The organism is Sphingomonas sp. MS122, from assembly GCF_049532975.1.
In the GTDB taxonomy this organism is placed as follows: Bacteria; Pseudomonadota; Alphaproteobacteria; order Sphingomonadales; family Sphingomonadaceae; genus Sphingomonas.
Genome location: NZ_CP186695.1, coordinates 2,750,296 through 2,764,542 on the forward strand (window position 1 = coordinate 2,750,296; position 14,247 = coordinate 2,764,542).

At 67.4% G+C, this 14,247-nt stretch carries 14 protein-coding genes; 5 read left to right on the forward strand and 9 right to left on the reverse strand.

Features of this window, described 5'->3' with window-relative positions:
• Positions 1–270: 270 nt before the first annotated feature.
• Complete coding sequence (locus tag ACO227_RS13375) at positions 271–1,296, forward strand: aspartate-semialdehyde dehydrogenase (RefSeq protein WP_423602318.1); 1,026 nt, start codon at positions 271–273, stop codon at positions 1,294–1,296.
• A 21-nt stretch (positions 1,297–1,317) separates the two neighbouring features.
• On the opposite strand, the gene ACO227_RS13380 is transcribed toward ACO227_RS13375, so the two are convergent.
• From ACO227_RS13380 to ACO227_RS13395, 4 genes are read right to left on the reverse strand one after another with little or no spacing between them, the layout of a single operon-like run.
• Positions 1,318–1,953: a hypothetical protein gene (locus tag ACO227_RS13380; RefSeq protein ID WP_423602319.1), complete on the reverse strand. Its 636-nt coding sequence runs from the start codon at positions 1,951–1,953 to the stop codon at positions 1,318–1,320.
• Positions 1,946–2,902, reverse strand: a complete 957-nt coding sequence (locus tag ACO227_RS13385) for a DHA2 family efflux MFS transporter permease subunit (protein ID WP_423602320.1) — start codon at positions 2,900–2,902, stop codon at positions 1,946–1,948. Before ACO227_RS13385 ends, ACO227_RS13380 begins: the two co-directional genes overlap by 8 nt.
• A 6-nt stretch (positions 2,903–2,908) precedes the next feature.
• Positions 2,909–3,982, reverse strand: a complete 1,074-nt coding sequence (locus tag ACO227_RS13390) for an HlyD family secretion protein (protein WP_423602321.1) — start codon at positions 3,980–3,982, stop codon at positions 2,909–2,911.
• Complete coding sequence (locus tag ACO227_RS13395; RefSeq protein WP_423602322.1) at positions 3,975–4,418, reverse strand: MarR family winged helix-turn-helix transcriptional regulator; 444 nt, start codon at positions 4,416–4,418, stop codon at positions 3,975–3,977. Before ACO227_RS13395 ends, ACO227_RS13390 begins: the two co-directional genes overlap by 8 nt.
• 127 nt (positions 4,419–4,545) lie before the next feature.
• Between ACO227_RS13395 and ACO227_RS13400 the strand changes: the two genes are divergently transcribed.
• Together ACO227_RS13400 and ACO227_RS13405 are read left to right on the forward strand one after the other, a co-directional pair.
• On the forward strand, positions 4,546–5,298 hold the full coding sequence (locus tag ACO227_RS13400) for an alpha/beta fold hydrolase (RefSeq protein WP_423602323.1): 753 nt from the start codon (positions 4,546–4,548) through the stop codon (positions 5,296–5,298).
• A 61-nt stretch (positions 5,299–5,359) separates the two neighbouring features.
• On the forward strand, positions 5,360–7,192 hold the full coding sequence (locus tag ACO227_RS13405) for a M2 family metallopeptidase (protein WP_423602324.1): 1,833 nt from the start codon (positions 5,360–5,362) through the stop codon (positions 7,190–7,192).
• A gap of 226 nt (positions 7,193–7,418) precedes the next feature.
• Here the strand turns inward: ACO227_RS13405 and ACO227_RS13410 are convergent, their stop codons facing one another.
• The 4 genes from ACO227_RS13410 to ACO227_RS13425 all read right to left on the reverse strand — a co-directional run bounded on the left by ACO227_RS13410 (position 7,419) and on the right by ACO227_RS13425 (position 10,376).
• Positions 7,419–7,949, reverse strand: a complete 531-nt coding sequence (locus ACO227_RS13410; RefSeq protein WP_423602325.1) for a hypothetical protein — start codon at positions 7,947–7,949, stop codon at positions 7,419–7,421.
• A 72-nt stretch (positions 7,950–8,021) separates the two neighbouring features.
• Positions 8,022–9,458, reverse strand: coding sequence for an AMP nucleosidase (locus ACO227_RS13415; protein ID WP_423602326.1), 1,437 nt, complete (start codon positions 9,456–9,458; stop codon positions 8,022–8,024).
• A gap of 104 nt (positions 9,459–9,562) precedes the next feature.
• Positions 9,563–9,805: a hypothetical protein gene (locus ACO227_RS13420; protein ID WP_423602327.1), complete on the reverse strand. Its 243-nt coding sequence runs from the start codon at positions 9,803–9,805 to the stop codon at positions 9,563–9,565.
• A gap of 91 nt (positions 9,806–9,896) precedes the next feature.
• Positions 9,897–10,376, reverse strand: a complete 480-nt coding sequence (locus ACO227_RS13425) for a peroxiredoxin (RefSeq protein ID WP_423602328.1) — start codon at positions 10,374–10,376, stop codon at positions 9,897–9,899.
• A 106-nt stretch (positions 10,377–10,482) separates the two neighbouring features.
• Between ACO227_RS13425 and ACO227_RS13430 the strand changes: the two genes are divergently transcribed.
• On the forward strand, positions 10,483–11,043 hold the full coding sequence (locus ACO227_RS13430) for a YqgE/AlgH family protein (protein ID WP_423602329.1): 561 nt from the start codon (positions 10,483–10,485) through the stop codon (positions 11,041–11,043).
• A 3-nt stretch (positions 11,044–11,046) separates the two neighbouring features.
• Here ACO227_RS13430 and ACO227_RS13435 read toward each other — a convergent pair whose 3' ends face one another.
• A complete protein-coding gene (locus ACO227_RS13435) occupies positions 11,047–12,615 on the reverse strand; it encodes a hypothetical protein (RefSeq protein ID WP_423602330.1) in 1,569 nt (522 codons plus the stop codon).
• A 207-nt stretch (positions 12,616–12,822) separates the two neighbouring features.
• On the opposite strand from ACO227_RS13435, the gene ahcY reads away from it, so the two are divergent.
• Positions 12,823–14,229, forward strand: coding sequence for an adenosylhomocysteinase (gene ahcY / locus ACO227_RS13440; protein ID WP_423602331.1), 1,407 nt, complete (start codon positions 12,823–12,825; stop codon positions 14,227–14,229).
• Positions 14,230–14,247 lie beyond the last annotated feature (18 nt).

A 14,247-nucleotide genomic window follows, 5' to 3' on the forward strand; every position in this document is an offset into this window, starting at 1 on the left:
CGCCGCGTCCACCGCGTGAACCGCAACTTCGCAGCAACGAAAGAAGAAATTCGCTGTTCCCTGCGCAATTTGACTGCTAGGGGCCGCGCCATGTTTCGAAAACGGCCCATTACCACCGCCCGGAACGCGACCCGCTGATCCAGCCGGTCGCGGCGTTCGGGCTGCCGCGAAACATCTCCAGGGGGCGATCCGCCCGCTGACTTTCCAAATCGAAATGACTATGTCGCTGCCCGAACACCGGGGCGGCTCGACCGCATGAAAGGGTCTACCATGGGTTATCGTGTCGTCGTCGCAGGCGCCACCGGCAATGTCGGTCGCGAGATGCTCAACATCCTGGCCGAGCGGGAATTCCCGATCGACGAGCTGGCGGTGGTCGCCTCGTCGCGCTCGACCGGCGACATGGTCGACTTCGGCGAGACCGGGAAGCAGTACAAGATCCAGAATATCGAGCATTTCGACCCGGCCGGCTGGGACATCGCGCTGTTCGCGATCGGGAGCGAGGCGACCAAGATCTATGCGCCCAAGTTCGCCGCGGCGGGCTGCACGGTGATCGACAACAGCTCGCTCTATCGCATGGACCCGGACGTGCCGCTGATCGTGCCCGAGGTGAACCCCGACGCGATCGACGGCTACAAGGCGAAGAACATCATCGCCAACCCGAACTGCTCGACCGCGCAGATGGTGGTGGCGCTGAAGCCGTTGCACGATGCGGCGGGGGTCAAGCGCGTGGTCGTCTCGACCTATCAGTCGGTCTCGGGCGCGGGCAAGGCGGGGATGGACGAGCTGTTCGAGCAGTCGCGCAACATCTTCGTCGGCGACCAGGCCGAGCCGAAGAAGTTCACCAAGCAGATCGCATTCAACGTGATCCCGCACATCGACAGTTTCCTCGACGACGGGTCGACCAAGGAAGAGTGGAAGATGGTGGTCGAGACCAAGAAGATCCTCGACCCCAAGGTCAAGGTGATCGCGACCTGCGTGCGCGTGCCGGTGTTCGTCGGGCACTCCGAGGCGGTGCATGTCGAGCTCGAACGCGAGCTGTCGGCCGAGGACGCGCAGAAGATCCTGCGCGAGGCGCCGGGGGTGATGCTGGTCGACAAGCGCGAGGACGGCGGATACGTCACCCCGGTCGAGTGCGTCGGCGACTATGCGACCTTCGTCAGCCGCGTGCGTGACGATGCGACGGTCGACAACGGCCTGGCCTTCTGGTGCGTGAGCGACAATCTCCGCAAGGGTGCGGCGCTCAACGCGGTGCAGATCGCCGAGCTGCTGGGGCGGCGGCACCTCAAGAAGGCGTAAGGACCCGCGCCGCGGCGGGGATCAGTGCCCCGCCGCGGCCGGATCGCTGGCGACCGGGCCCTTGGGCTTGCGCAGGAACAGCACCAGCGGGATCGACAAGGCGGTGACGATCATCATCGCCTTGAAGTCGTTGAGATAGGCGATCATCGCCGCCTGGCGCGTGACCTCGGCATTGGCCATCGCCATCAGCACGTCGCCGCTGCCGCCGAGCGCCTGGAGCAGGCCCGGGTCGAGCGTGTTCAGATTCTCCGGCGTGACGTGCTGGGCGAGATCGGCGTGGCTGGTCTGGGTGCTGCGCGCGAGCACCGTCGTCACCAGCGAGATGCCGATCGACGCGCCGATGTTGCGCGACAGGTTGAGCAGGCTCGCGCCCTCGGTGCGCTGGTGCGGGGCGAGGGTGGCGAAGGCCATGCCGTTGAGCGGCATGAAGATCAGGCCCATGCCGAGCCCCTGGATGAAGCCCGAGACGATGAAGGGCCAGCTGTCCATTTCCAGCGTCCACTGCGTCATGTCGTAGAGCGACCAGGCGGCGAGCGCGAAGCCCAGGCCGACCGCGATGCGCGGATCGAGGCCGCGCGCGATCAGGCGGGCGGAGAGGGCCATGGTCACCAGCACGCCGATGCCGCGCGGCATCAGCAAGAGGCCGGTGTCAACCACCGGATAGCCGTAGAGAGTTCTGCAGCATCGGCGGGAGCAGCGCCATCGTCGCCATCATGACGACGCCGACCACCTGCATGAAGGCGAGCGCGGTGACGAGGTTGCCGTTCTTCCACAGATTGCGTTCGAACATCGGGTTCCTGCCCGTCGCCATGTGCACCGCGAACATCCACAGCGCGGTCACCGCGAGCAGCATCTCGATCCAGATCTCGAGCGAGCCGAACCAGTCCTCGCCCTGGCCGCGGTCGAGCATCAGCTGCAGCGCGCCGATGCCGATGGCGAGCAGCGAGAAGCCGAACAGGTCGAAGCCGCGCTTGCGGATCGGGCGGCTGGGCAGCAGCCACCACAGGATCGCGAGGCAGACCGCGCCGAGCGGCAAATTGACGTAGAACACCCAGCGCCAGTTGAAATTCTCGGTGAGGTAGCCGCCGAGCACCGGGCCGAGGATCGGGCCGATCATGATGCCCATGCCCCACACGGCCATGGCGCGCTGCTGGTCCTTGGGCTCGTTGATGTCGAGCATCACCGTCTGGCTGAGCGGGTTCATGAACGCCGCCGAGATGCCCTGGAGGATGCGGAAGGCGACCATCTCCTCGAGATTCTGCGCCATGCCGCACAGCGCCGAGGAGACGACGAAGCCGACGATCGAGATGAGGAACAGGTTGCGCGAGCCGATCCGGTCGGAGACCCAGCCGGTGATCGGGATCGCGATCGCCGAGGCGACGATATAGCTCGTCAGCACCCAGGTGATCGTGTCGGCGGTCGCGCCGAGCGAGGTCTGCATGTGCGGCAGCGCGACGTTGGCGATGGTGGTGTCGAGGATCTGGATGATCGTCGCCAGCATCACGCCGAAGGTGAGCAGCCCCTTGTTGCGCACCGGCAGCGCCGCGCCGGAGACGGGGGGCGGCGCTGGCGGCGCAGGGGTAGAGGCGGCGGCTGCCGTGGCCATCTTGGCTTACTTGCCGACGTCGACCGTGACGTCGGCGGAGAGGCCGGCGATGAGCTGGCGCGGGCTCTTCTCGTCGATCGCGATGCGCACCGGCACGCGCTGGGTGACCTTGACCCAGTTGCCGTTGGCATTCTGCGCGGGGAGCACCGAGAACTCGCTCCCGGTGCCCGCGCCGATCGAGGCGACATGGCCCTTGAGCTTGAGGCCGGGATAGGCGTCGAAGCTGACCTCGGCCGGCTGGCCGACGCGCATCTTGTCGAGGTCGGTCTCCTTGAAGTTGGCCTCGATCCACGAGCCGCCCGAGCGGACGATGGTGACGGCGGGCAGGCCGGACATCATCATCTGGCCGACCTGCAGCCGGTCGGCCTGGCTGACCACCCCGTCGACCGGCGCATAGCGCGCGGTCCGCGAGAGATCGAGCGCCGCCTTGTCGCGCTGGGCGCGGGCCGAGGCGATGGCGGGATTGACCCCCGGCACGGCGGCGCCGTTGGCGAGCTTCGAGCGCGCCTCGGCGGCGTCGGCGACGGCGCGCTGGTAGCTGGCGCGGGCCTGCTCGACCGAGTGCAGCGCCTGGTCGTAGCGCGCGCGAGTGGTGAAGCCGCGGTCCATCAGCGCCTTCTGGCGGGCATAGTCTTCCTGCGCCGAGGCGATCTGGTCGCGCGCGGCCTGGATGTCGGCGCCGGTGCCGACGACGCTCGCCTGGAGCGTGCCGACCTGGACCTGCGCATTGGCGATCGCGGCGTCGGCCTGTTCGAGCGCGATGCGATAGGGTTCGGGGTCGATGCGGAAGAGCAGGTCGCCGGCCTTGACCGGCTGGTTCTCCTTGACCGCGACCTCGGTGATGCGCCCGGCGACATCGGCGGCGACCGAGACCTTGTCCTGCTGGACATAGGCGTTGTCGGTCGAGACCGTGTCGGCCGAGAGCGTCCACCAGCTGCCGACCGCCGCGATCAACAGCAGCGGCACGCCGAACATCAGCAGGGGGCGCAGCCAGCGGCGCTTGCGCGGCTGGACAGCGGCGGCCTCGGGCGTGATCTCGATCGCTTCGTTGGTGTCGAGCTTGGGATCTGCGTCAGCCATTGGCGGCCTCTTTGATGTCGTTGGCGGTGAGGTTGGAATGAACGGCGGCAAGGAGCTGATGGAGGCGCGAGCGATCGGCGGCGTTGAGACCGGCCAACACGTCGTCGAACAACTCGTCGGCGATCTCGCGAAGCTCGAGCAGCACGGGTTGCGCCGCCTCGGTCAAATGGATGCGCCAGACGCGGCGGTCGGCGGGATCGCGACGGCGCTCGACCAGCCCGGCCTCTTCCAGCCGGTCGATCATGCGGCCCATCGTGATCGGCTCGATCTCGAGCAGATCGGCGAGCGCGCCTTGGTTGCTGCCCTGGTTGCGCTCGAGCAGCTTGAGCGTGCGCCACTGCGCGCGCGTGGTGCCGAGGCTGCGCGCGCGCTCGTCGAAGCGCCGGCGCATCAGGCGCGCGATGTCGCTGATCAGGAAGCCGAGTGAGTCTGTCATGTCACGCGATATAATAAGCATGCTTATAATTGCCAGGCTGACTAGTTGCATTCTGCAATGTAACGATTGCGCCTCGTGCAATCCGCCGAGGGTTTCGTCGGACGGCGAAGTGCGGCATCTGCACGTGATGCAGACTCAGATGTTCGAGAGCTTCGACGGGGCAAGGCTGGCGTGGCGCGAGCTGGGGGAGGGGCGGCCGGTGGTGCTGATCCACGGCTATTTTTCCGACGCCGACACCAACTGGATCAAATATGGCACCGCCGCGAAGCTGGCGGCGGCGGGGTTCCGGGTGATCATGCCGGACCTTCGCGCGCATGGGCAGAGCGCAAGGCCACACGAGGCCGCGGCTTATCCGCCGGACGCGCTGGCAATGGATGCCGAGGCGCTGATCGAGCATCTCGGGCTCACCGACTATGACCTGGGCGGCTATTCGCTGGGCGCGCGGACCACGGTGCGCGTGCTGGCGCGCGGAATCGCGCCGAGGCCGCGGCGCGTCGTGCTGTCGGGACTGGGCGACGAGGGCGTGGTCGATACCGGACGACGCGCGGGGTTCTTCCGCCGGGTGCTGACCCAGTTCGGCAGCTTCAAACATGGCGACCCCGAGTTCATGTCGCAGGCGTTCCTCAAGACGACCAAGGGCGATCCGCAGGCGCTGCTCGGCGTGCTCGACACCTTCGTGGATACGCCGGAGGCCGAGGTCGCGAAGATCGACCTGCCGGTGCTGGTGGTCGGCGGCGCGGCGGACGACGAAGTGGGCTCGTTCGAGGCGCTCGCCGCGATGCTGCCGCGGGGGCGTTTCGTCGAGATCCCCGGCAACCATATGAGCGCGGTGACGCGCGCCGAGCTGGGCGACGCGATCGTATCATTTCTGACTGCTTGACCGCATCGGGAGGCGGGCGCAGTGTCCGCCGCATCCATAAAACACGAGTCTTGAGGGGCCCATGATCCGCACCGGAATTTCGACGTTTGCGCTCGCCATGCTGTTGGCCGCACCCGCCGTCGCGCAGGAGAAGAAGGCGGCGCCCGCCGCGAGCGAGATGACCCCGGCCGGAGCCGACGCGTTCCTCAAGCGCGCGGTCGAGGAATTTGACGAATTCTCGCAGGACGATGCGCGGATCCAGTGGCTCTATGCCACCTATATCAACGACGACACCTCGGCGCTGGTCGCGAAGAGCCAGGCCAAGGGCACCGAGATGCTGGTCGGTTTCGCGCTCGAGGCGGCGAAGTATGACCGGGTGCAGGGCCTGTCGCCCGACACCAAGCGGCAGCTCGACATCCTGCGCAGCGGCATCACCTCGCCCGCGCCGACGCGTGCGGGTGCGGCGGCGGCGCTGTCCAAGCTGCAGACCGACATGCAGACGGTCTATGGCACCGGCAAGGGCACGCTGAAGGGCCAGCCGATCAGCGGCAGCGACATCGAGGCGGCGATGGGCACCAACCGCAACCCCGACGAGCTCAAGGAGATGTGGACGAGCTGGCACGACAATGTCGGCGCGCCACAGCGGACGGACTATCAGCGCGCCGCCGGCCTGCTCAACGAGGGCGCGCGCGAGCTCGGCTTCAAGGATGTCGGCGCGATGTGGCGCTCCAATTACGACATGCCGCCCGAGGAGTTCGCCAAGCTCACCGACAAGCTCTGGAACGAGGTGAAGCCGCTCTACGAGTCGCTGCACACCTATGTCCGCTGGAAGCTCAACGAGAAATATGGCGATGCCGTCCAGCCCAAGACCGGCCCGATCCGCGCCGACCTGCTCGGCAATATGTGGGCGCAGGAATGGGGCAATATCTATGATGTCGTGGCACCGCCGGGATCGGGCGATCTCGGTTACGACATCGGCGACCTGCTGACCGCGAAGAAATACGACGCGATCAAGATGGTGAAGGCGGGCGAGGGCTTCTATTCCTCGCTCGGCTTCGCGCCGCTGCCCGAGACCTTCTGGAAGCGCTCGCTGTTCGTGAAGCCCGCCGACCGCGAGGTGCAGTGCCACGCTTCGGCGTGGGATCTCGACAATGTCGACGACCTGCGCATCAAGATGTGCATCAAGATCAATTCGGACGATTTCGTCACGATCCACCACGAACTGGGGCATAATTACTATCAGCGCGCCTACAACAAGCAGCCCCTGATCTACCGCACCGGCGCAAACGACGGCTTCCACGAAGCAATCGGCGATTTCGTCGCGCTGTCGATCACGCCCGACTATCTCGTCTCGATCGACCTGCTCGACCCGTCGAAGGTGCCGAGCGCCGACAAGGACACCGGGCTGCTGCTGCGCCAGGCGATGGACAAGGTGGCGTTCCTGCCGTTCGGCCTGCTGATCGACAAGTGGCGTTGGGGCGTGTTCTCGGGCGGGATCAAGCCGACCGGCTATCAGGCGGCGTGGGACGCGCTGCGGCTGCAATATCAGGGCATCGCCCCGCCGGTGAAGCGCGACGAGACCAAGTTCGACCCGGGCGCCAAGTATCACATCCCGGCGAACGTGCCCTACACGCGCTACTTCCTCGCGCGGTTGCTGCAGTTCCAGTTCTACAAGGCGGCGTGCGACCAGGCGGGGTGGAAGGGGCCGCTGCACCGCTGCTCCTTCTACGGCAACAAGGAAGTGGGGACGAAGCTCGACGCGATGCTTAAGATGGGCGCGTCCAAGCCCTGGCCCGACGCGCTCGAAGCGTTCACCGGCAGCCGCGAGATGAGCGGCGCGGCGATGGTCGAGTATTTCGCGCCGCTGAAGGCGTGGCTCGACGAGCAGAACAAGGGCAAGCCGACGGGGTGGTGAGCCTTTTACCGGCCGACAACGAAACGGCCGCTGCGGGGATGCCCCGCGGCGGCCGCTTTGTTTCTTCTCTTCGGCACCCCGGCCTCGTGCCGGGGCCCACATAGCCCAGCGGCGAACTCTGAGTCGTCATCCCGGTCCTTCCCTTCCAGTGGACCCCGGCACAAGGCCGGGATGATGGAATGGGGCGGCAGTTATCTTTCGGACGCCGGCATGCCTTTCGTTCGTGTCAGGCCTTGTCCTTGGCCTTCGGCTTCGCGTCGGTGGGCCCGCCGGCGCCTTTCTTCACCGCATAGAAGATGCCCGCGACCGTCGCGCCAATCGCGGCGGCGCCGCCGATCAGCGTGGCGAAGAAATTGCGGTCGCCCATCTGCTCGCGCTTTTCGGCGGCGAACTGAACCGGTGCGGAGTCCTTGACGGTCTGGGCGGCCGATTGCGCGGCGGCGCTGACCTTCGCCGCGGCCGCCTGTGCCGCGGCGCGGGGACCGCTGGGCGTGGCTTTGGGCTTGGCGGCGGCCTTGGGTTTGGCGGCGGCGGCAGGCTTGCGCGCAGCGGCGGTGCGGCGGGGCGGGGGCGCCTTGTCGGCGACAGCCTTGGCCGGGGCCTTGGTCGGTGTGGCGCTCGCTGCCTTCGGCGCAGCGGTGGCGGCTGCCCTCGGCTTGGCCGCGGGTTTCTTCGCCGGGGCCTTCTTGGCGGCGGGCTTCTTTGCGGGCGGGGCCTCGGCCCCGTCAGTCGTCGGCTTGGTCGGAGCCTTGGCCATCACGATCCTCCAGTGGTTTCGTGGCTGTAACCACCGTGAAGCAAATCGGTTTCCGCCGTCAATGCGTGATGGTTACCGGAATGGCGGCTCGTTAAACGCGCGCAGCTTGCGCGAGTGGAGCTTGGCGCCCTCGCGGCGGAGCTGCTCGCACGCCTCGATCCCGATCTTGAGATGCTCGGCGATCGCGCGCTCGTAGAAGCGGTTGGCCTGGCCGGGAAGCTTCAATTCGCCGTGCAGCGGCTTGTCCGAGACGCACAGCAGCGTGCCATAGGGAACGCGGAAGCGATAGCCCTGCGCGGCGAGCGTCGCGCTCTCCATGTCGACTCCGACCGCGCGGCTGAGCGAGAAGCGCAGCGCAGAGCGCGAGAAGCGCAGTTCCCAGTTGCGGTCGTCGGTGGTGACGATCGTGCCGGTGCGCAGGCGGCGCTTGAGTTCCTCGCCCGACTGGCCCGAGACGGTCTCTGCGGCGCGGGCGAGCGCCTGCTGCACCTCGGCGATCGCCGGAACCGGGATCTCGGGCGGAAGCACGTCGTCGAGCACGTGGTCGTCGCGCAGATAGGCGTGGGCCAGGACATAGTCGCCGATCCGCTGGCTCGGGCGCAGGCCGCCGCAATGGCCGATCATCATCCACGCCTCGGGCCGCAGCACCGCGAGATGATCGGTGATCGTCTTTGCGTTGGACGGGCCGACGCCGATATTGACCAGGGTGATGCCGTCGCCGTCCGCGGCCATCAGGTGCCAGGCCGGCATCTGGTGCCGCCGCCATGCGCCGTCGGTGAGCAGGGTCTCCGGATCGTCGCCCGCACGGATGACGATGCCGCCCGGCCCCGAGACGCCGGTGAAGCGGCTATCGGCACCGAGCTGCGCGCAGGCCCAGCGCACGAACTCGTCGACATAGCGGTGGTAATTGGTGAACAGGATATACTGCTGCGTGTGCTCGGACGGCGTGCCGGTATAGTGACGCAGCCGCGCGAGGCTGAAATCGGTGCGGAGGCCATCGAACAGCGCGAGCGGACGGGTCTGATCGAGGCTGATCCAGGTGCCGTCGGCGATCTCGTCGCCGATATGCGCGAGCTCGGTCGCGGGGAAATGGCGTGCGAGCTCGAGCGCCGAGACCTCGTCGAGCCGCAGTGCATGGCCGGGATCGAGGACATAGGGGAAGGGGATCTCCTGCCGCCCTGGGGCCGCGATGACCTCGACGTCGTAATCCTCGATCAGCAGGGTCAGCTGCTCGACCAGATAATCGGCGAACATCGCCGGCTTGGTGACGCTGATCGCATAGTCGCCGGGCGTGACCAGGCGGCCGAAGGAGCGGGCGGGGGTGGGGCGGTCGACCTCGTCGCGATAGGCGAGGCGGATCTCGGGATAGGCGAAGCTGCCGTCCTTGCGGTGCGCGGGGTCGGGCGCGATGCCCTTGGTGAGATAGAGGTCGAGCGCGTCCTTGAGGCGGGTGACGGACGCGGTGTAGAGCCGATCCAGTTCGGCGACGATGTTTTCTGCTGTTGTCATCTTCCACGGCTAAGGCGTGAAAGTGACATTGGCAAGTCCGGGGCGCGCCGGAAATGTGACGCGCGAGCCGGATGCCCGCGCGTCTCGCCGCTTCGTCTTGCCCGTTACTGGGCGGTTTCCTTCTCGCGCATCTTGCTGATGCCATAGGCGGCGCCGGCAACTGCGGCGGCAGCGCCCGCGGCGACCGCGGCGGTGGTCGCGGGATGCTTCTTCGCGGCGTCGAGCGCGCTGGTCACGGCCTCGCTCACCGCGTCGCGCGCGTCGGCGAGGGCGTCCTTGGTCCGATCGAGCAGCGAATCCTCGGCCGCGGACTGGGCGGTGGTGTCGGGGGTGGTCTCGTCCTTCATCTGGCGTCTCCCTTCCCCGGAAAGAACCGCTTGCACGCGCGCCGGTTCCGCCGCGGGCGGCGAACCGTCGCGCATGCGAAACGGTCAGGCGTCAGAGCTGCTCGAGCAGATGCTCGGCCGAGCTCACCTTGAACTCGCCCGGGGCCTCGACGTTGAGCTGCTCGACCACGCCGTCGTTGACGAGCATCGAATAGCGCTGGCCGCGGGTGCCCAGGCCGAACTTGCTGCCGTCCATCTCGAGGCCCACCGCCTTGGCGAATTCGCCATTGCCGTCGGCGAGCATGGTCACGTCGCCGGCATCGGCGCTCTTGCCCCAGGCGCCCATCACGAACGCGTCGTTGACCGCGGTGCAGGCGATCTCATCGACGCCCTTGGCCTTGAGCTCGTCCGCCTTCTCGACATAGCCCGGCAGGTGGCGCGCGGAGCAGGTCGGGGTGAAGGCGCCGGGCACCGAGAAGAGCGCGACCTTGCGGCCCGCGAAGAACTCGTCCGAGCTGACCTGCTCGGGGCCGTTCTCGGTGGGCTTGACGAAGGTGGCGCTGGGCACGCGATCGCCGATCTGGATGGTCATGCTGGTCTCCTCTCGGCCGCGGGATGCAGCCGCGCCTCACTTGGCACGCGGCGCGGCTTTTTCAAGCATGGCGGAGCCGATCGGCTGCCGATATGTTTGAGGCGGCATGGACTCCTCCACCTTTCTCACCGGACAGATCCTGCTCGCGCTGCCCGGGATCGGCGATCCGCGATTCGAACGCGCGGTGATCGCGATGTGCGCGCATGACGAGAATGGCGCGCTGGGCATCGGTGTCGGGCAGACGATCGCCGGGCTCGGGCTGCACGAGCTGCTTGGGCAGTTCGAGATCGATCCCGGCTCGGCGCCCGATGCCCCGGTGCATTTCGGCGGGCCGGTGGAGCCGCGCCGCGGCTTCGTGCTGCATTCGACCGACTGGGGCGGACAGGACACGATCGAGGTCGCCGGGCGCTGGGCGTTGTCCGGGACGATCGACATCCTGCGCGCGATCGCCGAGGGGACCGGGCCGTCGCAATGGCTGGTCGCGCTCGGCTATGCCGGCTGGGGCGAGGGGCAGCTCGACGCGGAGATGACCCGGCACGGCTGGTTCAACGTGCCGGGCAATCTCGAGCTGCTCTACGGCGTCGAGACGCACCGACGCTGGGAGCAGGGGTTCGAGCGCGAGGGCATCGATCCGCGGCTGCTCGCCGCCAGCACCGGCACGGCCTGAGCTTCAGCGTTTCGCGGCGCGCTGCTCCGCCTTGATCGCCTCGGGAGAGGGGATCACGGGCGAGAGCGCCGCGATGACCTCTTCGGCCTCGGCGAACATCGGCTCCTTGAGCCCCGGCTCCCCCTTGTTGCCGGTGACGAAGGCGGCGATCACCATCGAGCCCGTCACCAGCGGGATCATGACGAAGCCCTGATGGCCGCGCGACTTGGCGAGCAGCGCGGCATGGAGCGCATAGGCGGGGAACATCGCGTCGAAGTCTGCGCCATAGAGGAACATGCGCTCCATCTTGAGCTTCGACTTGCTCTCGTCCTTGAGCTTCAGCACCAGCTTGGACTTGTCGGTTTTCCACACCTGCTTCGAGAGGTTGCGGTAGGCGGCTGCCGAATCGACACCCGGGATGAGGCGGAACAGCGTGGCATTGTCGCTGTCCTTGGCCAGCGCCTCGGCGCGGATCGTGTCCAGCCGCTCCTTCCACAGACCGGCCGGATCGCGCGACAGGCCACCGATCATCTCGTCCGCCGAGGCGCCCTCGCGCAGCCGGCGCGTGGTCTCGACCACGCTGCCGAACGAGGCGGCGACCCATTGCGAGCGCGCCGCGAACAGGCGGCGGGCGGCCTTGACCTCGCCCTTCTGGATTTGGCGGATGATGCCGTGGAGATCGAGCAGCTCGACGATCTCGCTGGCGTCCCGTTCCGGATTGCCCTCGGCGCGGCGCTTCTCCGAATTGGCGCGCGCTTCGGCGATGCGCGTGTCGGACAGCGCGGCGTCGCCGGCCAGCGCGAGCGAGATCGCCGAGCGCGCGAGCACGGCGCTGCTGCGCAGCTCGGGCGAGGTGCGGGCGTTGAAGTCGACAAACGCCTCGCGCACCACCGCCGCCTGCTTGAACTCGCCCCATTCCTCGAGCCGGCTGGCGTGATCGAGCGCGCCGAAGCCGAGGCGGCTGCGCCAGCCGCGCAGTTCCGCCTCCTGCGGCGAGGCGGCGGGGTCGCTCAGGATATAGCCGGGCACGCTCATCAGCGGGGTGAGCAGGAAGCGAGAGTCGGCGAGGTTGCGCAGCGCCGTCTCGCGCGCTTCCGCCGCCTTGCCCGCGCGATAGAGCGCGGCGGCGGGGATCAGGTCGAAGGCGCGGCCCTGCGAACGGAGATAATAGGGATTGGCGAGGAAACCGGCGGTGTCGGCCTCGCTGCGGGCGAGCGCGGCATCGGCGATGGCGCCGTCATAATCCTTGGCCTCGATCCGGTGGATCGCGCGGCCGAGGACCAGGTTGATGCGGCGATAGGCGTTGTTCTCCTTCTTCTCGCCCTCGATCAGCTGGGTGCAGACGTTGACGCCGTCGGCGCCGAACTTGCGCTTCGACGGATCCGCACCCTCCGGCGCCGGCGCGAACAGCGCGAGCAGGGTGACCGCGCCGAGCAGCCGCGCCGCGGTCTCGCCGGCCGTCATGTTGTTGGGGTTGCCGTCGCACTGGACGTAGAGCGAGGGGACCTTCTCCGGCTTGGCCGCCTGGGCGAACGCGGCGTTCGGCACGCACAACATCGCCGCCATCGCCAGCGCCGCGGCGCTGCTCGTCATTCTCCGCTTCATGCTATTGCCCCCATATGCCCCGACGCAGGGGTGACAGCGGCCCCGCACAGAGTCAATCGGCCGGCGAGAAGGGCTGGCGCCCCTATGATATAAAGATATCTTTATGTTTCATTTGCGCTCGTCCGGCGAATTCGCTACGGGCGCGGCCATGCCGCCGGGATTCCGGCCGCGACGCTACACAAACGGAGAACCAGCGTGGCCACCGTGCTCGAAAAGACCGATTACGTCGTCAAGGACATCTCGCTCGCCGATTTCGGCCGCAAGGAGATCGAGATCGCCGAAACCGAGATGCCGGGCCTGATGGCGCTGCGCGAGGAGTTCGGCGCGGAGAAGCCGCTCAAGGGCGCGCGCATCACCGGCTCGCTGCACATGACGATCCAGACCGCGGTGCTGATCGAGACGCTGGCCGAGCTCGGCGCCGAGATCCGCTGGGCCTCGTGCAACATCTTCTCGACCCAGGACCATGCCGCCGCCGCGATCGCCGCACGCGGCATCCCCGTCTTCGCCGTCAAGGGCGAGACGCTCGAGGAATATTGGGACTATGTCGTCCGCATCTTCGACTGGGGCACCGACACGGTCTGCAACATGATCCTCGACGATGGCGGCGACGCCACCATGTTCGCGCTGTGGGGCGCGCGCGTCGAGGCGGGCGAGGCGCTGTTCACCCCGTCGAACGAGGAAGAGGAGATCTTCGTCGCGACGCTCAAGCGCTTCCTCGCCGAGCGTCCGGGCTACCTCACCAAGACGGTCGCGACGATCAAGGGCGTGTCGGAAGAGACCACCACCGGCGTCCATCGCCTCTATGAGCTGGCCAAGAAGGGCAAGCTCCCGTTCCCGGCGATCAACGTCAACGACAGCGTGACCAAGTCGAAGTTCGACAACCTCTATGGCTGCAAGGAATCGCTGGTCGACGCGATCCGCCGCGGCACCGACGTGATGCTGGCCGGCAAGGTCGCGGTCGTCGCCGGTTTCGGCGACGTCGGCAAGGGCTCGGCCGCCTCGCTGCGCAACGGCGGCGCGCGCGTGCTGGTCACCGAGATCGACCCGATCTGCGCGCTGCAGGCGGCGATGGAAGGCTATGAGGTCGTGACGATGGAAGAGGCGGCGACCCGCGCCGACATCTTCGTCACCGCGACCGGCAACGCCGACGTGATCACCGTCGATCACATGCGCGCGATGAAGCCGATGGCGATCGTCTGCAACATCGGCCACTTCGACAGCGAGATCCAGATCGCCGGCCTCGCCAACATGAAGTGGACCGAGGTCAAGCCGCAGGTCGACCTGGTCGAGTTCCCCGACGGCAAGCAGATCATCATCCTGTCGAAGGGCCGCCTGGTGAACCTCGGCAACGCGACCGGCCACCCGTCGTTCGTGATGTCGTCGAGCTTCACCAACCAGGTGCTCGCGCAGATCGAGCTGTGGACCAAGTCGGACCAGTACAAGAACGAGGTCTACGTCCTGCCCAAGCACCTCGACGAGAAGGTCGCGGCGCTTCACCTCGAGAAGCTCGGCGTGAAGCTCAGCAAGCTCAGCCAGCAGCAGGCCGACTATATCGGCGTGCCGGTGGAAGGGCCGTTCAAGCCGGATCACTACCGCTACTGAGTTCGGCGCACTCGACAA